The sequence below is a fragment of the Nocardia sp. NPDC003979 genome (assembly GCF_053605015.1).
In genome coordinates, this window is record NZ_JBSGIJ010000002.1 from 77,359 (window position 1) to 97,555 (window position 20,197).

A 20,197-nucleotide genomic window follows, 5' to 3' on the forward strand; every position below is an offset into this window, starting at 1 on the left:
TCAGTCCTCGCTCACGGGGGCCTTGGCCGCCAGCGCGACCACCTCACCGACACTGCCGGAGGTCGCCGCGACGTACACCACGTCGTCGGCCTGGACCACCGTCTTGGATTCGGGCAGCAGGCCCCGGCCGAAGCGCAGGATGAACGCCACCCGCACGCCGAGGTCGCGTTCGAGGTCGCGCACGGTGCGACCGAACCAGTCCTCGTGCAGCGTGAGCTGGGTGACGGCCACCGCGCCGGTGGGTTCGCGCCAGGTGGTCGTGGAGTTGTCACCGATCAGCGTGCGCAGGAAACGGTCGGTCGTCCACGGCACGGTGGCGATGGTCGGGATGCCGAGCCGTTCGTAGACCTCGGCGCGTTTGGCGTCGTAGATCCGGGCGACGACGCGTTCCACGCCGAACATCTCCCTGGCCACCCGCGCGGAGATGATGTTGGAGTTGTCGCCCGAGGACACGGCGGCGAAGGCGTCGGCACGTTCGATTCCCGCGCGGGTCAGCACATCACGGTCGAAGCCGACGCCGATCACTTCCTGCCCGGTGAAGCCCTCACCGAGCCGACGGAAGGCGCTGGGATCACGGTCGATCACCGTGACCTCGTGACCCACCCGGGTCAAGGCGCGGGCCAGCGACGACCCGACGCGCCCACACCCCATGATCACTACGTACACCGTGCACCCTCGTTCCTTGCCGAACCCGTGGCGTCCGGCTTGGACCGTACCCGCCGGAGCTTCCCCCGCCCAGTTTCCCCCTGGCGAGGCGGTGCAAACAACCTCGACATCCCGGTCGGCGGCCAGGTCACGTGAGCGCGAACACATCGATGATCCCGTCTATGCTCAGCCCGGTGTCCAAGTTGACGACGGCGGCCAAACGCGTGCTGCTGGGCAGGCCCTTCCGCAGTGACTCGCTCGGCCATACCTTGTTGCCCAAACGGATCGCGCTTCCGGTGTTCGCCTCCGACGCGATGTCCTCGGTCGCCTACGCGCCGGAGGAGATCTTCCTGGTGCTGGCGGCGGCGGGCATCTCCGCGTACATGTACGCACCGTGGGTCGGTCTCGCCGTGGCGGTGGTGATGGCGGTGGTCGTCGCCAGTTACCGGCAGAACGTGCGCGCCTACCCGTCCGGCGGTGGCGACTACGAGGTCGCCACGGTGAATCTCGGCCCCACCGCCGGGCTCACGGTCGGTAGCGCCCTGCTCGTCGACTACGTGCTCACGGTGGCGGTGTCGATCTCGTCGGCCGCCTCGAACATCGGCTCGGCCATTCCGTTCGTCAACACGCACAAGGTGCTGTTCGCGGTCGTCGCGATCGCGGTGCTCACGGCCATCAACCTGCGTGGTGTGCGCGAATCGGGTACGGCCTTCGCGATTCCCACCTACGCCTTCATCTTCGGCATGGTCGTGATGCTCGGGTGGGGCCTGTTCCGGACCTACGTGCTCGGTGACGACATCCAGGCCGTCTCCGCCGGTTTCGGGCTCCAGGCCGAGGACGAACACCTCTACGGCCTGGCCTTCGCCTTCCTGATCGCGCGCGCGTTCTCCTCCGGCTGCGCGGCGCTGACCGGCGTCGAGGCGATCAGCAACGGCGTGCCCGCCTTCCGTAAACCCAAGTCGCGCAATGCCGCGACGACCCTGCTGATGCTGGGAACCATCGCCGTCGTACTGCTGATGGGCATCATCATCCTGGCGCAGAAGATCGGGGTCGTCTACGCGCACGACACCTCGAACCTGGTCGGCGCGCCCGCCGATTACCACCAGAAGACGCTGATCGCCCAGATCGCCGAAACCGTCTTCCACGGCTTCCCCATCGGCTTCTTCTTCATCACCATCGTCACCGCCCTGATCCTGGTGCTGGCCGCCAACACCGCGTTCAACGGTTTCCCGGTGCTCGGTTCGATCCTCGCCCAGGACCGCTACCTGCCGCGGCAGCTGCACACCCGGGGCGACCGGCTGGCGTTCTCCAACGGCATCCTGTTCCTCTCCGGTGCCGCCATCGCGTTCGTGGTGCTGTTCGACGCCGAGGTCACCAAGCTTATCCAGCTCTACATCGTCGGTGTGTTCGTGTCCTTCGTGCTCAGCCAGACCGGCATGCTGCGGCACTGGACCCGCCTGCTGCGTAAGGAGACCGACCCGCAGGAGCGGTCGCGGATGAAGCGCTCGCGCGTCATCAACGCCATCGGTCTCACCCTCACCGGCACCGTGCTGGTGATCGTGCTCATCACCAAGTTCTTCGCGGGCGCCTACATCGCCATCATCACGATGGTCGCGATCTTCATCGTGATGAAGCTGATCCACAAGCACTACGACTCGGTGGCGCGCGAACTCGACGAATCCGATTGGGACGGGGTGCTGCCCAGCCGCACCCACTCCATCGTGCTGGTGTCGAAACTGCATCTGCCCACGCGCCGGGCACTGGCCTACGCGCGGGCCACGCGCCCCGACACGCTCGAGGCGGTGACGGTGAACGTCGACGACGCCGACACCCGCAAGCTCGTGCGCGAATGGGAGAACAGCGAGATCAACGTGCCGCTCAAGGTGGTCGAGTCGCCGTATCGCGAGGTCACCAAACCGGTGCTCGAGTATGTGAAGCGCGTCCGCAAGGACGCACCGCGCGACGTGGTCACCGTGTTCATCCCCGAGTACGTGGTCGGTCACTGGTGGGAGCAGGTGCTGCACAACCAGTCGGCGTTGCGGTTGAAGGGCCGGTTGCTGTTCGAACCGGGTGTGATGGTGACCAGTGTGCCGTGGCAGTTGTCGTCTTCGACGCGGGCCAAACAGGCGGCCGAGGTGAATGCGCCGGGCTCGGTGCGTCGCGGGTTCGACCGGCCGGAGCGGCGCGAGTGAGCGTGCTCGGCCGACAACGGAAGTGGGTGTGTGGCTGTGAGTGACTGGCGCGGACAGGAATTCGAGGTGCGCCTCGGTGCGCCCGGGCACGGCGGGTTCTGCGTGGGCCGCCACGAGGGCCGGGTGGTGTTCGTGCGCCACGGTCTACCCGGGGAGTTGGTGCGCGCCCGCGTCACCGAGGACCGTGGTGGTTCGTTCTGTCGGGCCGACGCGGTGGAGATCATCGAGCCCTCCGCAGATCGTGTCCCCGCGACCTGTCCGGTGTCGGGGCCGGGTGGGGCGGGGTGCTGCGATTTCTCCTTCGCGACCCCCGCCGCCCAGCGCGCGCTCAAGGCGACCGTGGTGGCCGAGCAACTGCGCAGGCTGGCCGGGATCGAGCGCGAGATCGAGGTCGAACCGATCGGCGAGGAGGTCGTCGGCGGCTGGCGCACCAGGGTGCGACTGGTGGTCGACGCGGCCGGTCGCGCGGGTGTGCACCGCTACCGCAGCACCGAGGTGATCCCGGATCTGCGCTGTCCGCAGCCGGTATCGGGCGCACTCGACGGGGTGGCCGAGCGATCCTGGACGCCCGGCGCCGACCTGGTGATCGCCGTGGACGGTGACGGCGTCCGCCACATCGTCGAACTGGCTCCGGCCGCCGAGGCGGACCGCCCGGGCACCCGCCCCGCCACCCCGCGCGGCGGGTCCCGAGGACGTGGGCAACGTCCCGCACGGCACCGAGAATCCGGCCGCCCCGTCGCCGACGACCGCGGCGCGGTCCGTGACCGGGCCGCCGCCCGCAAGTCCGCGACCAACGCGCCGCGCGAGGAATGGGTGCTGGCGGGCAGCGGCCGGGCGGTGGAGTATGTCGCGGGCCGTCGCTGGGAACTGTCGGCCACAGGCTTCTGGCAGGCGCATCATGGTGCGGCGCAATGCTATTCGGATCTCGTCGCCGAATGGTCCGGGTTGGAACCGGGTGGCTCGGGCTGGGATCTCTACAGCGGTGTCGGTGTCTTCGCGGCGCGGCTGGGGGAGCAGACCGGGCAGACGGGTGCGGTGTCGGCGGTGGAATCGGCCCGCTCCGCGGTCGCCGACGGTACGGCCGCATTGCGGGACCTGCCGTGGGTGCAGTTGCGGGCGGGCCGGGTCGAACGCTGGGCTCGCGAGGCCACCTCCACCCCCGACGTGGTCGTCCTCGACCCCCCACGCGCGGGCGCTGGCAAGGAAGTCGTGGCCGCCGTCGCCGACGCCGACCCCCGCCGCATCGTCCACATCGGCTGCGACCCGGCCTCTTTCGCCCGCGACCTGGGGTTGTACCTCGACGCGGGTTACCACCTGGCCGAGTTGCGCGCGTTCGACGCCTTCCCGGCCACCCACCACGTGGAATGCGTCGCATTACTCGACCGCTGACAACCCGACGACCGCATCGATCAACGCCTCCTGGGCTGCCGTGCACCCAGGTGCGGGTAGTCCCCGTCGGTTCGTCGGGGAAGGCGCGATGTCGAGCGTGCTATTCCAGCGCCCATGTCACCCGCACACTCGCGCCCACCTCGGTCTCGCCCGGCACGACCGGCACCGGCGAACTGCTGCGCGCGAACATGATCGGTGAATCCATCTCGGCGCTCACGTCGTAGGCGCGGGGCGTGGGTGAGGTGTCCTCGGTGATCTGCAGCACCGCACCCAGGCGCACACCCGCGCGCGCCGCGTACTGCTCGGCCTTGGCGAGCGCGTCGTCGTAGGCGGCGTCGCGGGCCTGCACCAGCAGTGGCGCGGGGTCGGCGATGCCCCGGGTGAGCCCGCCCAGGCGCACGTCGTCGCCGCCCGCGTTCACCGCGGCGGCCACGGTCTCGGCGGGTTCGGCACCGCTGCCCTCGCGCAGCGCGATGCTGAGACCCGTGGAGGCGAGGTAGCCGACGATCTCGTTGCGGCCGTTGTCGGTGTAGACGGTCTCGGTGCGCACACTGAGCCCGCTGGTCGCCATGTCGCTGTCACGCACCCCGGCCGTGCGCAACGCCGCGACCACCGCATTCACCCGCTGGCCAGCCCGGTCGTAGGCGCCCGCGACCGTGGCGGCGCGCGATTCCACCGTCAGGGTGACGCGGATGAGATCGGGGATCGCGCGCACCGTGCCGCGTCCGAAGGTGGTGGTGCTCGGCTGAGGGGATCGTTCGCTCACCGCTGCTCCTGTCGGTCGGGGCCTGTTGTGCTGCCCAACGTCTCGCGGCGCCCTCGGGTTCCGCGCCCGGTCACTGCGTGCCGGAGATGGTGCGCACCGTGGCTTCCATCTGGGCGTACGCACCGGCCGCGAGCCGTTGCAGCAGTGCGAGTTTGAGCTTCGGATGCACCTCGGTGAGCGAGTCGAACGCCGCCGGGCTCAGTACCGCCACCCGCACCTGGGTTTCGGCGATCACCGCGTTGACGAACGGTTTGCCGACCAGCATCGGTATCTCGCCGAACGACATCCCCGCCGACAAGGTCACCAGCCGGTGCGTCCGCCCGTCGGTGCCGGGGAAGGTGAGCCGCACCCGCCCGTCCAGGATCAGGTACAGCCCCGAGCGCTGATCACCGCGTTGGGCGATCGTCTCGCCCCTGGCGAAGGTTCGCTCGCCGAAATCGGCGGCCAGCCGGGCGCGGTCGGCTGGATCGAGCTCGGCCAGCAGCGGGTGCTCGTCGAGGGCGATCGAGGTGGTCGGGTGTGTTCCGGGTGGTCGGTGCCGGGCGAGCACGATGTCCTCGCACCATTCGGTGGCGGTATCGCGATCGATGAACACCCGCCCGCGCGGGTCGTCGGGCCGCAGGCTCGACACGTCGTGGCCGAGCTTGGCATCGGGATCGACCAGCGCCACCCGCACCCCGGCCGGTACGAGCTCGGCCTGCAACGCGTCGAGCATTCCGCGTGCCACCACGCTCACCTCACCTACCCGGCGCAGGTCGATCGCCAGCGCGTCGAGCTCGCCCGCGGCGGCCTCGATGGCCCGGACCGCCCGTTCGGCGCCGGAGAACAGCAGGTCGCCGTGCAGTTCGTAGACGCGGGCGCGGTCACCGTGCGCGGCGAGCACGGCGGCGTCGTCGGGGGAGCGGCGCATCCGCGACGGCAACTCCGACACCGAGTGCTCGGCGCGGATGGCGGTGCGCGCGGAGCGGGTCACGTGACAGAAGTGCGGTTCGAGCCGCCGCGACAGCTCCCGGCACGCCGCTACCCCGCGCACACTGTTGCCGTGGGCGTCCAGGCGCGGCGAGTACACCGCGATGCCGAGCTGGCCGGGCAGCACCGCGATGATCCCGCCGCCCACCCCGCTCTTGGCGGGCAGCCCCACCGTGGTCACCCAGTCGCCCGCCGCGTTGTACATGCCGCAGGTGGTCATCACACTGAGCACCCGTTCGGTCAGTGCCGTCGACAACGCCCGCTCGTGGGTGGCGGGGTTCATGCCGTTGTCGGCCAGTGTCGCGGCCATCACCGCCAGGTCGGCACACGTCACCTCGATCGAGCATTGGCGGAAGTAGCGGTCGACGACGGCGTCAGGGTCCACGTCGATGATCCCGACCGAACGCAGCATGTAGCCGATCGCCCGATTGCGGTATCCGGTGCGCGATTCCGACTGGTACACAGCGTCGTTCACCCGCAGCTCGCGTCCGGCGAAGCGCGAGTAGCAGTCCCGCACCCGTTCGAACTCGTCGGGCCCCTTGATCAGCGAGGCGGCGGTGATCGCCCCGGAGTTGATCATCGGATTGCTCGGGCGCTGGGTGTCGGGTTCGAGCGCGATCTCGTTGAACGGTTCGCCCGAGGGTTCCACATCGATGTGGCGGGCGACTTCGTCGAGTCCGCGGTCGGCCAGGGCTAGCGCGTAGGTGAACGGCTTGGAGATCGACTGGATGGTGAACCCGGCATCGGTGTCGCCGATCCGGTAGACCAGCCCGTCGGCGGTGGCCAGGCACAGCCCGAACGAGTCCGGTGCGACGGCGGCGAGTTCGGGGATGTAGTCGGCGGGCGCGCCGGAGGTGTCGTCTCGGCAGGCCGCGTACACCTCGTCGAGAATGCCCGCGACCACCCCGGGATCGATCCGGTTCGGTTCGGCCACAGCGTCACTGTAGGGGGCATTGACAACGGTTCCCGGGCGGACGCGCGGGGAGATTGTGCTCACACGTCGCGCCCGTCAGCCAGGGGTGCGCCCGCTGGTCGGCGGGTGGTCGGGACTACCGTCGGAGTGCACGACACCGGACGAGGGCTTTCGCCCGTCGCCCGGCCAAATACACTGGGCGGATCAATCGGAAGTCCGGAGGGAGCGAGTTCAGGTGGGAGTGCTGTCGCGGGTGGATTCACCCGAAGATCTGCGCCGGCTGAGCGTGCCGCAGCTGCGGGAACTGGCGGACGAGATCCGCGAGTTCCTGGTGGCGAAGGTCGCCGCCACCGGTGGTCATCTCGGTCCCAACCTCGGTGTGGTCGAGCTGACCATCGCCCTGCACCGGATCTTCGATTCCCCGGCCGACCCGTTGATCTTCGACACCGGCCACCAGGCCTACGTGCACAAGATCCTCACCGGCCGCAAGGACCGCTTCGACACGCTGCGCATGCGCGACGGCCTGTCCGGCTACCCCAGTCGGTCCGAGAGCGAACACGACTGGGTGGAGTCCTCGCACGCCTCGGCCGCCCTGTCCTACGCCGACGGCTTGGCCAAGGCGTTCTCGCTCACCGACCAGAACCGCACCGTGGTGGCCGTCGTCGGTGACGGTGCGCTCACCGGCGGCATGTGCTGGGAGGCGCTCAACAACATCGCCGGTGCCGACCGCCCGGTGGTTGTCGTGGTCAACGACAACGGCCGCTCCTATGCACCGACCATCGGTGGCCTCGCCGACCGGCTCACCGCCCTGCGCACCCAGCCTGCCTACGAGCATGCCCTCGACACCGGGAAACGTCTGCTGAAAAGCATTCCGGCCGTAGGGGATTCGGCCTATTCGATGGTGCACGCGCTCAAGGCCGGGATCAAAGACGCCGTGAGCCCGCAGGAACTGTTCGGCGATCTGGGCATGAAGTACGTGGGCCCGGTCGACGGCCACGACCTGGTCGCGCTCGAGGCGGCCATGCGCCGCGCCAAGGACTTCGGCGGCCCCGTCGTGGTGCACGTGGTCACCCGCAAGGGCAACGGCTACGAGCACGCCGAAAACCATGTCGCCGACCAGATGCACGCCTGCGACCCCATCGACCCGCTCACCGGCCGCCCCCTGGCGGGCAAGAAGGCCAAGGGCTGGACGGCAGTGTTCTCCGAGGAACTCATCGAGCACGCCGCGCGCCGCGACGACATCGTCGCCATCACCGCCGCCATGCCAGGCCCCACCGGTCTCGCCGCGTTCGGTGAGCGCTTCCCCGAGCGCATGTTCGACGTCGGCATCGCCGAACAGCACGCCATGACCTCCGCCGCGGGTCTCGCGCTCGGCGGCATGCACCCCGTGGTCGCCATCTACGCCACCTTCCTCAACCGCGCCTTCGACCAGTTGCTGATGGATGTGGCGCTGCTGAAACAGCCCGTCACCGTCGTCCTGGACCGGGCGGGCATCACCGGCCCCGACGGCGCCAGCCACAACGGCATGTGGGACTTCTCGCTGCTCGGCATCATCCCCGGCATCCGCGTCGCCGCCCCCCGCGACGGCGCCACCCTGCGTGAGGAACTCGCCGAGGCGCTCGCCGTCACCGACGGCCCCACCGTGCTGCGTTTCCCGAAAGGCACTGTCGCCGAAGACATCACCGCCGTCGAACGACTCGACGGTCTCGACATCCTGCGCTTGGCCGTCCCCGGCTCGGCCCAGTCCCAGCACGGCGACGTCCTGCTCGTCGCCGTGGGCCCCTTCGCCGACACCGCCATGCGCGTCGCCGAAAACCTCGCCCCCCACGGCATCTCGGTCACCGTGGTCGACCCGCGCTGGGTCCTCCCCATCTCGGACACCCTCGTGAAACTCGCCGAGAACTACCGTCTGGTCGTCACCCTCGAAGACGGCGGCCTACACGGCGGCATCGGCTCCACCCTCTCCGCCCACCTCCGCGCCGCCGGCCTCGACATCCCCACCCGAGACCTCGGCATCCCCCAACAATTCCTCGACCACGCCTCCCGCCCCGAAATCCTCGAGGACCTGGGCCTGACCCCGGAAGCCATCACCCAACGCATCGCCGCCTGGCTCGGCGCCCACTAATTCCTTCGCCTGGCGACGACCGCGAAGTTCAACGGAATTCGCGGCCGCGCCGGTGGCAATGTCCAACCCTGTTCGCAGGCAACGAGTTCCGGGAAGGCGGGCCAGTCCATATAGGGCAGCTCCCGCACCGCCTCGATCGCCAGTCCCGCGTCGAGCAGTGCTCCCACGACCTCGCCGAGATCGTGTCGCCATTCGTAATTGGTGGTGTGGGCGATCTGCCCGGCGGAATCCTCGGTGTAAGTGCCCGAATCCGTGTACGTCCGCGTTCCGCCCCCACCGAGGTAGTCGTCGGAGATTTCCCACGGCTCGAACCCCATCGCGCCGAGAATCGGATGATCGTCCCGGATCGAGAACACCCCGCCCGGCTCCAGCAGATCGTGGATCGACCGAGCCCACGTCGAGAGCTCCGGCAACCACACAATGGTTCCCGCACTCGTCACCACGGTGTCGAACCGCCGCCCGACCAGCTCCGAAGCCCGCCGCGCATCCCCTTCGACCCAGGTGATGCCACACCCCGCCTCCCGCGCGATCCGCTCCGCGTGCCGCAACGAATTCGGCGACAGATCGAGTCCGTGCACATCCACCGCACCGAGCCGCACCCACGACAAGGTATCGATCCCGATATGACACTGCAGATGCAACAACGACCGCCCCACGATCCCGGACTCCGGCAAGTGCGGCGCCAGCACCCCCAGGTCGTTGCGCACCACCGACGAGATCTGCCCCGAATCCGCCAGATAAGCAACCACGTCATACATCCGCGACCGCACATGCACCTCGGCCCGCTCATCCCAATTCGCCCGATTGGCGGCGATTGCCTCGTCGTACACAACGCTTCCTCTCGACACTCGACACCCGACACTAACCACGAACAAGCGCCCCGTCGATCCATTTTTCGCGCAGTGCTTTACGTCTTATCGGAAATGAACAGCGAACGCCTATTGAATATTTGGCTCAACTTCGTTCACAATGTCGGATGTCCGCCGAGCATGCGTCATGAGCAGGGGACTTGGAACGTGGAAGAATTGGAATTTCCCGGAGTCGAGAATCGGGAACGGTTTGTGGAATTTGCGCTGAATCTGCGTACGCAGGTGATCGGCGACCCCGATGCTTTCGAGAATGCAACGATGCCGCGATTTCTGGAAGCTCTCGCGGCGTTCGTGGAAAACCGTCGAAGTATTCCTGTCGGAATCGATTGGAACTTCCTCGCGCTACTATTGTATGCCGGACTGAATTATGAGTGAATCGCGGTCGAAAGATGAGATTCGGTGGATCGGACGCGAGCGCAGCTTGGTGGACTATCCCGTCACCCGAGGCTCGGGGCGTTTCACGGCTGCGTCTGACGAATTGAGCTACTCGACCTTCGGAGTCAGCGCTTTGGTCAGTGCCGGTACGGCGAGGGTTCGTTGCCACGGTCGCGCACCACCCGCACGCAGGAACTCCTCGATCGCCGAGAAAAGCTCTTCGGGCGTGCCCACGTTCTTGTAATCGGGGAGCCCGTCCCAGCACAGACGGCGCACGAGATCGGGGGAGAGCAGGTTCTCCACCGGGATCGAATGCTGGGTGGAGAGTTCGCCCATGGCGTTGCGGGCGGTGGTCAGGCGGGCGGCGGCGATGGGGTCGCGGCGTTCCCAACGGTTGACGGGGGGTGGGCCGTCGAAGGGGAGGGTGAGGGGTGGGAGTTGTTTGTCGGGGAGGGCGCGGGCGCGGTCGACGGCCGCGAGCCAGTCGCGGGAGTAGCGGCGTTGGCGGGGGCCGCCGAAGACGGGGAGGGTGCGCAGTTGGGCGATGGTGCGTGGGTCGTTGGTCGCGGCGGCGACGATGGCGGAGTCGGGGAGGATGCGGGAGGGGGCGACGTCGCGGGCGCGGGCCAGTTCGTCGCGGGTGGTCCACAGTTCGCGGACGACGGCGAGCTGGCGGGGGCGGCGCAGGGTGTGGATACCGGAGGTGCGGCGCCAACGGTCGGCCTTGGGGGCGGGCGGGTCCATGGTGCGGACGTGTTCGAATTCCTCTGCGGCCCAGTCCATTTTGCCCTGGGCGGCGAGGTCTTCGGCGACGGTGTCGCGCAGTTCCAGGAGGAGCTCCACGTCGAGGGCGGCGTAGTTGAGCCACTCGTCGGGCAGCGGGCGGGTGGACCAGTCGGCGGCGCCGTGGCCTTTGCGCAGGGAACGGCCGAGCAGGTTCTCCACCATGGCGGCCAGGCCGACGCGCTCATAGCCGGCGAGGCGGCCGCCGAGTTCGGTGTCGAAGAGGCGGGCGGGGCGCAGGCCGAGCTCGGCGAGGCCGGGGAGGTCCTGGTCGGCGGAGTGCAGTACCCATTCGAGGTCGTTGATCGCCTCGGCCAGCGGGGTGAGCGCGTCGGTGACGGGGATGGGGTCGATCAGGAAGGTGCCCGCGCCTTCGCGGCGCAGCTGGATCAGGTAGGCGCGCGCGGAGTAGCGGAAACCGGACGCGCGTTCGGCGTCGACGGCGAGCGGGCCGGTGCCCGCGGCGATGGATTTGGCGGCCGCGGCGACCTCGTCGGGGGAGGCCAGCACGGGTGGAACCCCCTCGGCGGGGGCGAGCAGGGGCTCTGCTGCGGTTGGTTCCTCGGCGACCGACATAAACGTGAACTCTACGTGGCGATCACGGTCTGTCGGTGTGGGTATAGGAGTCCGGCCGTAAATGCGTGATTCCGGCGGGGGGTAATCCGGCGGCGAAGGCGAGCACCTCGCAGAACGCCTCCACGTGACGGCGCATCTCGGTGTTCATCGCCGTCCACGAGGCGCGTAGCTCCAGCTGGTGGGCGCGGGGTGGGCCGGCGATGTCGCCGTACCGCACCGAACTGGTGGCGGTGACGGTGCCGCCGAGGGCGGTGAACGGTTCGCCACGTGACTCCAGGGAGTCGACCAGCCAGCTCCACGCGACCTCCGGGAGCAGCGGGTCGGCGGCGAGGGCGGCGTCGATGTCGGCCTGGATGTAGGCGACCAGCCGGAACACGCCGTGCCAGGCCTCGTCCCCGTCGGGGTCGTGGAGCAGGATCAGCCTGCCGAAGGCGTCGCCCTCGGAGTCGGTCGGCACGACCGGGCTGTCGGGGTGCACGACCTCCGCCCCGAGCGCATAGGAGAACGGCGCCAACCGCTGTGGGGGGCGGATAGGCGCCAGCTCGATTCGAGGGTGCACGGTTGCGGTGCCCATCGCATCGACCGCCGCCCGGAAAGAAGCAGGCTCGCGGGGCGTTCCCCCGGTCGGTGCGGCGCCGTCGCGGATGTCGAGCGGTGTCACGAGGGCAACCGTAGACGGTGGGTGTGCGGGGCGTGCGGAGGCGCGCCGCCTACGGCGGGCCGGTCGGGGGTGCGTTGCGGAGGGTGCATTCTGCGGCGCTTCGCGATGCGCGATGTGCGATGAGACGGGCGATTTGCGAAATCGGTGGGTTCGAACATGCCTAGTCGCGACGGCAACACCATCGAGGTCGGGGCCGACATAGATCAGGTCGGACTCGCGCGACCTCACCCCGCTGCTGGGGGTAGGTTCGCCCGCCTAGGATCATCGTGGTGAGCACCTACACCCGCCGCCGGTTGACCGATGCCCCTTTCCTGGCCGCCGCCACCGGCGCGACGCCGAGCAGGCGACCGGTCTGGTTCATGCGTCAGGCAGGCCGTTCGCTGCCCGAGTACCGGGAGCTGCGCAAGGGCATCGGCATGCTCGAGTCGTGCTTCGACCCGGAGCTGGTGTGCGAGATCACCATGCAGCCGATCCGCCGTCACGGGGTGGACGCGGCAATCCTGTTCTCCGACATCGTCGTTCCGCTCAAGGCGGCGGGCATCGACCTCGACATCGTGCCCGGTGTCGGCCCGGTGATCGCCTCGCCGGTGCGCACCGAGGCCGATGTGCGCGCCCTGCCCAGGTTGCGTCCGGAAGAGGTCGGCGCGGTCACCGCGGGCGTGCGGCTGCTCACCGACGCGCTCGGTGACACCCCGCTCATCGGTTTCGCCGGTGCACCGTTCACGCTGGCCTCCTACCTGGTGGAGGGTGGGCCGAGCAAGCAGCACGAGCGCACCAAAGCGATGATGCACGCCGACCCGAAGACCTGGCACGCGCTGCTCGGCACCCTCACCGACATCACCATCGCCTTCCTGCAGGCCCAGCTCGCCGCCGGTGTCGACGCGGTGCAGCTGTTCGATTCCTGGGCGGGCGCGCTGTCGCTGGCCGACTACCGCGAGTTCGTGCTGCCGCACTCGGAACGCGTGTTCGCCGAGATCGCCGACGCGGGCGTGCCGCGCATCCACTTCGGTGTGGGCACCGGCGAGCTGCTCGGCGCGATGGGGGAGGCCGGTGCCGATGTGGTCGGCGTCGACTGGCGAGTGCCGCTCACCGACGCCGTGCGCCGGGTCGGTGCCGGAAAGGGACTGCAGGGCAACCTCGACCCGGCCATTCTGTTCGCCGGATTCGACGCGGTCGAGGCGGAAGCGCGGCGCATCGTGGCGGAGGCGGACGAGGCGATCACGCTCGGCGCGACCGGTCACATCTTCAACCTGGGTCACGGGGTGCTGCCGGACACCGATCCCGGCGTGCTGACCGCGCTGGTCGAACTCGTACATTCGCTCTGAGGCACCAGGCCGAGGCGACCGTCTGACAATCCCTTCGCCGCCGCGCTCGATGGTCCTCGATCGCGGCGGTGGGGTGGCGGGCGTTCGCCGCCGATCACGAGCCGCGCTCCGGAGCTCGACGTGACACTGCTGACACAGCGTGGGTGCGTCTTATCGGTGCATCGGCCGCACGGCTACGGTCGGAGGATGCGGATCGCGGTTGTCGGGGGCGGAATCAGCGGGCTCGTCGCGGCGTACCGGCTGCGTCAACGCCTCGGTGCGAGCGCCGATATCGTCGTGCTCGAGCAGCGCGGGCGGGTCGGCGGGGTGCTGCACACCGGTGAATTGGCCGGGGAGCCAGTGGATCTCGGTGCTGAGGCGTTCGTCGGGCGCAGGCCCGAGGTGATCGAGTTGATGGGCGAACTCGGCCTCGACGATCAGCTGGTGCGACCCGCCGGCAAACGCCCACTGGTGTGGGCAGGGGGGAGTGCGCACCCACTGCCGGGGCGGACCTTGATGGGCATTCCCTCCGATGCCGAATCGCTGCGCGGGCTCGTCGACGACGAAACCCTGCACCGGGTGGCGACCGAGCCGGAGCGGCCGCTGCGCTGGGAACCCGGCTCGGATGTGGACGTGCAGTCGCTGGTCGCCGAACGGTTCGGTCGGCAGGTCGTGGAACGCAGTGTCGATCCGCTGCTCGGCGGCGTGTACGCGGGGATCAGCGCGTCGATCGGCATCCGTGCGGCCCTGCCGACGCTGGCCGCTGCCCTCGATCGAGGCGCACCGAGTCTCACCGACGCCGTTCGGACAGCAATGCCCGCGCCCAGCTCCGCGCCGGTCTTCGGTGGACTCCGCGACGGATACGGCGCCCTGCTCGCCGCGCTGACCGAGGCGTCGCGGGCCCGCTTGGTGACCGATCTCCCCGCGACACGACTGGCTCGGTCACCCCGGGGTTGGGTGGTCGACCCGCTGGGCGCTGTCGACGCGGTCGTCCTCGCGACACCCGCGCCGGTCACCGCCCGGCTGTTGCACTACGTCGCACCCGAGGCGGCCGCTCTAGCGGATGGAATCGAACTGTCGTCCTCGGCGCTCGTCGCGATGGCACTGCCGAAAGACACCGCCCTGCCGGATAATTCAGGCATCCTCGTCGCCACCGGAGAGCCCTTGCGGGCCAAGGCTTTCACCCTGTCGAGCCGTAAATGGCCGCACCTCGCCGTCCGTGATGTCGCCCTGGTCCGCGCCTCGTTCGGCCGCTTCGGTGACGAGAAACCCCTCACCTGGACCGACGACGAACTCGTCGCGGCCGCTGTCGAAGACCTGAGCACCGTCACCGGAGCCACGATCACCCCGCACGCCGCCGTCGTGCAGCGCTGGCCCGGCGGTCTACCCCAGTACGCCCCCGGACATTCCGAACGGATCGACGCCATCGAAGCCGCCATCGCTCCGCTCGAAGGGCTTGCCGTCGCGGGCGCCTACCTGCACGGAGTCGGGGTTCCGGCGTGTGTCGCCGCAGGGACCGCCGCCGCGGCACGCATCGCACACAACGTTTGTCACTGACATCGCTGGGCGTCGCAGCCGGCGGGACTCACGCGTCCTGAGGCTGAAGGGTTGCTGCGGACCGGTCACGGAACAGGCCGGGACTGCACCAGCTTCTGGCGAATCAAGATCATCACGCTCTGGTGGCGTCGGCCTTTCGGCAGATGCCACCCACACAGCGTGGTGATCAACCGTCCAGATCCCAGCTAGTGGTGTTGGGCGATGTTGATGACGTTCCCGTCGGGTGCGCGCACGAAGAAGCGGGTGATTCCCCACGGTTCGGTGGTCAATGGGTGGACGATCTCGAATCCGCGCCGCTGCGCCTCGGCCAGCGCGGCCTCGACATCGTCGACCTTGATCGTCACGACCGGATTCTCCGGTGCGCTCGCGTCCCGCGTGACGACCTGCAGGTGCGCGCCCGTCTCGGGCGAGGTGAATCGCGCGACCCAGCCGAGGTTGAACTCCTCGTCGCTGAGACCGAGATAGTCCGCGTAGAAGCTTCTGGCGGCGTCGATATCGCCGACGGCAAGATCGGCGACCACACTGATGACGCGCATGAGATCCTCCTGTGCAGAGTTGTCGGTGTCAGCGCGACCGTACGCGGCCCGAAGACTCCGGTCGACGCGAACCGCGAACCGCGTCCGCTGCGCCCGGGCACGCGCTCCACCGGCACGACGCGAACGCAGGCCGAAGCCGACCCGGGTCGCAGTGCACATACCCGATTGCGGCGTGGCTACCACCATCGGCGATAGCGCTCGTGCATGATCGCCCGCTGTGACCAGTCCCGCTGAGCGACCGACCCTGATCCTCGACCCCGATCTCGGTCCCGTCGAACTACACGCGGGGGAGGCGACCACCGTGACGGCCGTCTTCCGCGCCGACGAATCCTCGCCGTGGCGTGCGGTCGGGCACCACCTGGACTGATCCCGGCCGCCGCGCGAAATCCGCGCAGTGGCACCATGGATTCATGGCGCGACTCGACTACCAGGCCCTCAATTCCACCATCCGGTACCTGATGTTCTCCGTGTTCCAGGTACAGCCGGGCGTGCTCGGCGACGACCGGGCGGCGGCGATCAAGGAGGCGCAGACCTTCTTCGACGGCCTGGCCGACAAGGGTGTGGTGTTGCGCGGCATCTACGACGTGGCCGGGTTGCGTGCCGACGCCGATTTCATGCTGTGGACCCACGCCGAACGGGTCGAGGACCTGCAGGCCGCCTACGCCGATTTCCGGCGCACCACCGAGCTGGGCAAGGCCAGCGCCCCGGTGTGGAGCAATGTGGCCGTGCACCGTCCGGCGGAGTTCAACAAGAGCCACATCCCGGCGTTCCTCGCCGGTGAGGACCCGGGCGCCTACATCTGCGTGTACCCGTTCGTGCGGTCCTACGAGTGGTACCTGCTGCCCGACGAGGAACGCCGCAAGATGCTCGCCGACCACGGCAAGGCGGCCCGCGGCTACCCGGACGTGCGGGCCAACACGGTGAGCTCGATGGCGCTCGGCGACTACGAGTGGATCCTGGCTTTCGAGGCACCCGAACTGCACCGCATCGTCGACCTCATGCGCGACCTGCGTGCCACCGAGGCCCGCCTCCACGTCCGCGAGGAGATCCCGTTCTTCACGGGCCCGCGCGTGGAGGTCGAGCAGCTGATCAACGCCTTGCCGTAGGCCCTACGCTTTCGGCTCCAACTTCAGCGCGATCGAGTTGATGCAGTAGCGCTGGTCGGTGGGGGTGGGGTAGCCCTCGCCCTCGAAGACGTGCCCGAGGTGGCTGTGGCAGTTCGCGCACAGCACCTCGACCCGGCGCATGCCGAGCGAGTCGTCGGGACGCAGGATCACCGCGTCGGAATCGGCGGGGTCGAAGAACGACGGCCACCCACAGTGCGAGTCGAATTTCTCGGTACTGCGGAACAATTCGGCACCGCACGCCCGGCAGGCGTAGACGCCTTCGGTCTTGGTGTCGGTGTATTCGCCGACGAAGGGCCGTTCGGTGGCCGCCTCGCGCAGCACGGCGTATTCCTCGGGGTTCAGTTTGGCCCGCCACTCCTGCGGCGTCAGCTGGATGCGCGGCGCGGGCAACGAGGTATCGGAACTCATGCCTCCACGCTAATGGTTTCGCGCCGCGCGCGCCGAAACGCTACTTCAGGGCGGGTTCGCGGTCCTCGACCGGCGTCACCGGATCGTCGCGGTCGGGGGCCGGGGTGGGCGTCGGCTTCTCCTCGACACCGTCGCGCGAGTCCGGCGCCTTCGCCATCCAGGCCGGGTCGATGCCGAACTGCAGCCGGCCTTCGCGGCGGGCGGCCAGGTATCGGTCGCCGAGCACACAGAACACCACGACGAGCAGCAGGCCCCAGCCGAAGGTGACCCGCAGGTACTCGAGGTTGCGACCGATGCTCTGCCAGCGGTCCGACAGCCACTTGTCGTAGGTCATGAACCCGAAGATCGCCAGCCACGCGGGCCAGTTGCGCAGCACGGAATTGCGCAGCACCACCGTCATCAGGAACGGGAACAGCATCATCGAGTAGTACATCTGGCCCAGCGAGAGCAGCAGGAACGACGCGGTGAGCAGCACCCCGGAGAAGGTGGTGACGAAGAACAGCTCGTCGTCGCGGTAGTAGCGCCACAGCAGCCACAGCGACACCGCGACGATCGCCGCCATCAGCCCCTGCGTCACCAGGACCAGCCAGTGCGGCAGACCGTAGTACGCGGCATTGCCGCCGATCGAGCTGTTGAAGTAGTCGCGGGTCTTCATCAGGTACGGCAGCACCTCGGTGAAGAACTTCTCGGGATCGGCCGACAGCGGCCAGGCGATCGCGGTGAGCGTCACCGGCACACCGATCGCGGTGACGAACACCTTCCACTGCCCGCGCACCGCCGCGACGAGCAGCAGCGGCGCAAGCGTCGGCTTCACCGCGATACTCAATCCGAGCGCCACACCCGCCCAGAGGTCGCGGCGCTGCAGTAAGAGGTGGATGAACACCAGCTCCGCCAGCAGCAGGCAACCGTTGACATTGGTGAATACCAGCGTGTTGACGACGGTCTCGGAGGTGAACATCGCCAGCAGCAGCGCGGGCGCGGCCACCGAACCCAGACCGAACTTGAACAGCCGCAGCAGCAGGTACCAGGCGAGCAGGATCGCGACGGCGTTCAGCCCGATGAACAGCCAGCGCGACAATTCGTACTCGATGGCCGCCACGGGCGCGATCAGCAGCGTCCCGCTCGGGTAATAGAGGTAGTGCGGGTCGACCGAGGAGAAATCGGCCGTGTACAGCGGCCTGCCGTTCAAGAACTCGAACGAGGCGTTGTACACCGGGCGATAGTCGTCGGTGACGAAACCGTTGATCGCCTTGATGAAGACACGGTTCAGCACCGTCATGACCGCGAACGGCCACAATGCGAACTTCATCACCTCGGCGGCGGTGCGAGCGGTGCGGGGCTCGAGCTGTCGGAACAACACTGGGGCACGGTACACCGGATCGGGTTGCGATGGTGTCGCCGGACCCGTCCGACGCGCCGTGACGCGCCGGTCGGACGGCGCTCAGGCGGGGCAGGCGCCGCCGTCGGCGGGCAGTTTTCCCTCCGCTAGGTAGGCGTTCACGGCCTGCTGCGCACACCCGGAATGCGCGACCACCGGATGCCCCCAGCCCTGCCAGGTCATGGTGGCGTGCCGGGCGCCCGCGGCGCCGAGCGCGCCGGTGACCGAGGCCGCGGCCCCCCCGACGACGGGGTCGGCGGCACCGGCGAACACCAGCACGGGCAGCGACAGGTCGTCGGGCAGCGGCGGGGCGGTGGAGACGGGCCAGGCCGAGCACACCATCAGCCCGATCGCGGCGGTGCGACCGAAAACCGGATATTTGCCCGCCCAGGTGTCGGCCAGTTCGCGGGCCCGATCGGGGGTGGGCGGTTGCTGGCTGTCGGTGCAGCGGTTCACGAACTCGCCGTCTGACGAGATCGCCGCCGCCTCACGCCCGACCAGTGCGATCAGCGGCCCGCGATCGCCGCGGTCGGCCGCGGCGAGGATGTCGGCCAGCGCGGTGACCCGGGTGTTCTGATCCCCGCGCGGGCTCGACAGGAAACCGGTGAGCGCGGTCGCCAGGTCGGCGGCCGTCACCTCGCCCAGTCCGCCGGACGTCGCCTTGTTCATCAACCCGACGACCGTCGCGCGCGGATCGGGTCCGAGGGCGCAATTGGCCGCCTTGCAGCGCTGGGCGAACGCGGTGAGCGCGGCCTCGGCGCCGGTGACGCGCGCCTCGGCCATGGTCGTGGCGTCGGCGCCGACCGGTTCCGGTGCGTCGAGGACGAGCCGGGCCAGATGGTCGCCGTAGCGGCGCGCGTAGCTGAGCGCGACCTTGCCGCCGTTGCCCGCGCCGAGCAGGTTGATCTTCTCGACCTGCCACTGCTTGCGCAGCTGTTCGATGTCGTCGGCGGCATGCGGTGCGTCGAAGGTGCCCTCGTAGGGCTGCAGGAAGTCGCGGCAGGCGATGGTCGCGTCCTGGCTGAAACCGGCGACGGCACCGACCTGGTCGGCGTTGCCCACCCCGGTCTGCCCCAGATCGGTCAGTACCGCGCGCAATTGGGCCGGGATGCAGTCGATGGGCTGGGAGGCGCCGATGCCGCGCCGATCCACCGCGACGACCGGCTGCGCGGTGAGCAGCGCGCGGTTGGGGCCGATGGCCAGACCGGCGAGGGTGGAGGCCGAGGACCGGTCGGCGCCGGAGGTCAGCACCAGCGGGGCCACATCGGTGGGGGTCTCGGGCAGCCGGGCACGCAGGGCGCCCGCGCGGAAGGTGCCGAGCACGGTGCCCGCGGTGTCGATGGGCGTCGAGAAATCGGCGCATTCGAGCACGAGCCCGGCGGGTACGTCGCCGAAGGCCAGCGAGCTGATGGTCGACTCGGTGCAGTCGCGCCAGGTGAGATCGGATTTGGGGACCTCGGCCGTGCCGAGATCCTCGGTGGCGGGCTCCTGGGTCGCCACCCCACCGGCGCCCGGACGTTCCACCGCGACGACGGGCCGATCCGACGGTCCCGCCCCGCAGCCCGCGAGCATGATCGACAGTGTCGCGGCCGTTACCGCGGCCCGAGTCAAGCGCATGGCTACA

Annotated in this window: 18 protein-coding genes; 8 read left to right on the forward strand and 10 right to left on the reverse strand. The window is 69.1% G+C overall.

The features are described from left to right. Positions 1 to 666, reverse strand: a complete 666-nt coding sequence (locus tag ACWEVR_RS03960; protein WP_067492859.1) for a potassium channel family protein — start codon at positions 664 to 666, stop codon at positions 1 to 3. A gap of 173 nt (positions 667 to 839) precedes the next feature. Here ACWEVR_RS03960 and ACWEVR_RS03965 point away from each other — a divergent pair, with 173 nt between their 5' ends. Further along, entirely contained in the window at positions 840 to 2,837 is a 1,998-nt protein-coding gene (locus ACWEVR_RS03965; RefSeq protein WP_357145688.1) for an APC family permease, read from the forward strand. A gap of 36 nt (positions 2,838 to 2,873) precedes the next feature. Further along, positions 2,874 to 4,226 carry a class I SAM-dependent RNA methyltransferase gene (locus ACWEVR_RS03970; RefSeq protein ID WP_452465742.1) on the forward strand — a complete coding sequence of 451 codons (1,353 nt, stop codon included), beginning with the start codon at positions 2,874 to 2,876 and terminating at the stop codon, positions 4,224 to 4,226. A 100-nt stretch (positions 4,227 to 4,326) separates the two neighbouring features. Here the strand turns inward: ACWEVR_RS03970 and ACWEVR_RS03975 are convergent, their stop codons facing one another. Then, the gene (locus ACWEVR_RS03975) at positions 4,327 to 4,992 is read right to left on the reverse strand and encodes an SIMPL domain-containing protein (protein WP_452465743.1); all 666 of its coding nucleotides are present in this window, start codon (positions 4,990 to 4,992) and stop codon (positions 4,327 to 4,329) included. 70 nt (positions 4,993 to 5,062) lie between these two features. Next, positions 5,063 to 6,895 carry a glutaminase A gene (glsA, locus tag ACWEVR_RS03980; RefSeq protein WP_452465744.1) on the reverse strand — a complete coding sequence of 611 codons (1,833 nt, stop codon included), beginning with the start codon at positions 6,893 to 6,895 and terminating at the stop codon, positions 5,063 to 5,065. Positions 6,896 to 7,109: 214 nt separating this feature from the next. On the opposite strand from glsA, the gene dxs reads away from it, so the two are divergent. Continuing rightward, entirely contained in the window at positions 7,110 to 8,999 is a 1,890-nt protein-coding gene (dxs, locus tag ACWEVR_RS03985) for a 1-deoxy-D-xylulose-5-phosphate synthase (RefSeq protein ID WP_452465745.1), read from the forward strand. On the opposite strand, the gene ACWEVR_RS03990 is transcribed toward dxs, so the two are convergent. Further along, complete coding sequence (locus ACWEVR_RS03990) at positions 8,996 to 9,829, reverse strand: class I SAM-dependent methyltransferase (RefSeq protein ID WP_452465746.1); 834 nt, start codon at positions 9,827 to 9,829, stop codon at positions 8,996 to 8,998. The two genes, dxs and ACWEVR_RS03990, sit on opposite strands and share 4 nt — an antisense overlap. Before the next feature lie 93 nt (positions 9,830 to 9,922). Between ACWEVR_RS03990 and ACWEVR_RS03995 the strand changes: the two genes are divergently transcribed. Continuing rightward, a complete protein-coding gene (locus ACWEVR_RS03995) occupies positions 9,923 to 10,243 on the forward strand; it encodes a DUF7660 family protein (RefSeq protein WP_452465747.1) in 321 nt (106 codons plus the stop codon). 108 nt (positions 10,244 to 10,351) lie between these two features. Here ACWEVR_RS03995 and ACWEVR_RS04000 read toward each other — a convergent pair whose 3' ends face one another. Then, entirely contained in the window at positions 10,352 to 11,602 is a 1,251-nt protein-coding gene (locus ACWEVR_RS04000) for an HRDC domain-containing protein (RefSeq protein WP_452465748.1), read from the reverse strand. 22 nt (positions 11,603 to 11,624) lie between these two features. After that, positions 11,625 to 12,176 carry a DUF3000 domain-containing protein gene (locus ACWEVR_RS04005; RefSeq protein ID WP_067492868.1) on the reverse strand — a complete coding sequence of 184 codons (552 nt, stop codon included), beginning with the start codon at positions 12,174 to 12,176 and terminating at the stop codon, positions 11,625 to 11,627. 356 nt (positions 12,177 to 12,532) lie between these two features. Here ACWEVR_RS04005 and hemE point away from each other — a divergent pair, with 356 nt between their 5' ends. Further along, the gene (gene hemE, locus ACWEVR_RS04010; protein WP_371851993.1) at positions 12,533 to 13,588 is read left to right on the forward strand and encodes a uroporphyrinogen decarboxylase; all 1,056 of its coding nucleotides are present in this window, start codon (positions 12,533 to 12,535) and stop codon (positions 13,586 to 13,588) included. A gap of 186 nt (positions 13,589 to 13,774) precedes the next feature. Then, a complete protein-coding gene (locus ACWEVR_RS04015; protein WP_452465749.1) occupies positions 13,775 to 15,124 on the forward strand; it encodes a protoporphyrinogen oxidase in 1,350 nt (449 codons plus the stop codon). A gap of 185 nt (positions 15,125 to 15,309) precedes the next feature. Here the strand turns inward: ACWEVR_RS04015 and ACWEVR_RS04020 are convergent, their stop codons facing one another. Continuing rightward, on the reverse strand, positions 15,310 to 15,660 hold the full coding sequence (locus ACWEVR_RS04020; RefSeq protein ID WP_452465750.1) for a VOC family protein: 351 nt from the start codon (positions 15,658 to 15,660) through the stop codon (positions 15,310 to 15,312). Positions 15,661 to 15,877: 217 nt separating this feature from the next. On the opposite strand from ACWEVR_RS04020, the gene ACWEVR_RS04025 reads away from it, so the two are divergent. Together ACWEVR_RS04025 and hemQ are read left to right on the forward strand one after the other, a co-directional pair. Then, complete coding sequence (locus tag ACWEVR_RS04025) at positions 15,878 to 16,027, forward strand: hypothetical protein (RefSeq protein ID WP_452465751.1); 150 nt, start codon at positions 15,878 to 15,880, stop codon at positions 16,025 to 16,027. A 43-nt stretch (positions 16,028 to 16,070) separates the two neighbouring features. Next, positions 16,071 to 16,766: a hydrogen peroxide-dependent heme synthase gene (gene hemQ / locus ACWEVR_RS04030; RefSeq protein ID WP_452465752.1), complete on the forward strand. Its 696-nt coding sequence runs from the start codon at positions 16,071 to 16,073 to the stop codon at positions 16,764 to 16,766. Positions 16,767 to 16,769: 3 nt separating this feature from the next. On the opposite strand, the gene msrB is transcribed toward hemQ, so the two are convergent. The 3 genes from msrB to ACWEVR_RS04045 form a co-directional block, all read right to left on the reverse strand. Beyond that, positions 16,770 to 17,195: a peptide-methionine (R)-S-oxide reductase MsrB gene (gene msrB / locus ACWEVR_RS04035; RefSeq protein ID WP_225280529.1), complete on the reverse strand. Its 426-nt coding sequence runs from the start codon at positions 17,193 to 17,195 to the stop codon at positions 16,770 to 16,772. Positions 17,196 to 17,235: 40 nt separating this feature from the next. Next, positions 17,236 to 18,555, reverse strand: coding sequence for a glycosyltransferase family 87 protein (locus tag ACWEVR_RS04040; protein ID WP_452465753.1), 1,320 nt, complete (start codon positions 18,553 to 18,555; stop codon positions 17,236 to 17,238). Between the two features lie 81 nt (positions 18,556 to 18,636). Next, the gene (locus tag ACWEVR_RS04045) at positions 18,637 to 20,190 is read right to left on the reverse strand and encodes an alpha/beta hydrolase (protein WP_452465754.1); all 1,554 of its coding nucleotides are present in this window, start codon (positions 20,188 to 20,190) and stop codon (positions 18,637 to 18,639) included. Positions 20,191 to 20,197 lie beyond the last annotated feature (7 nt).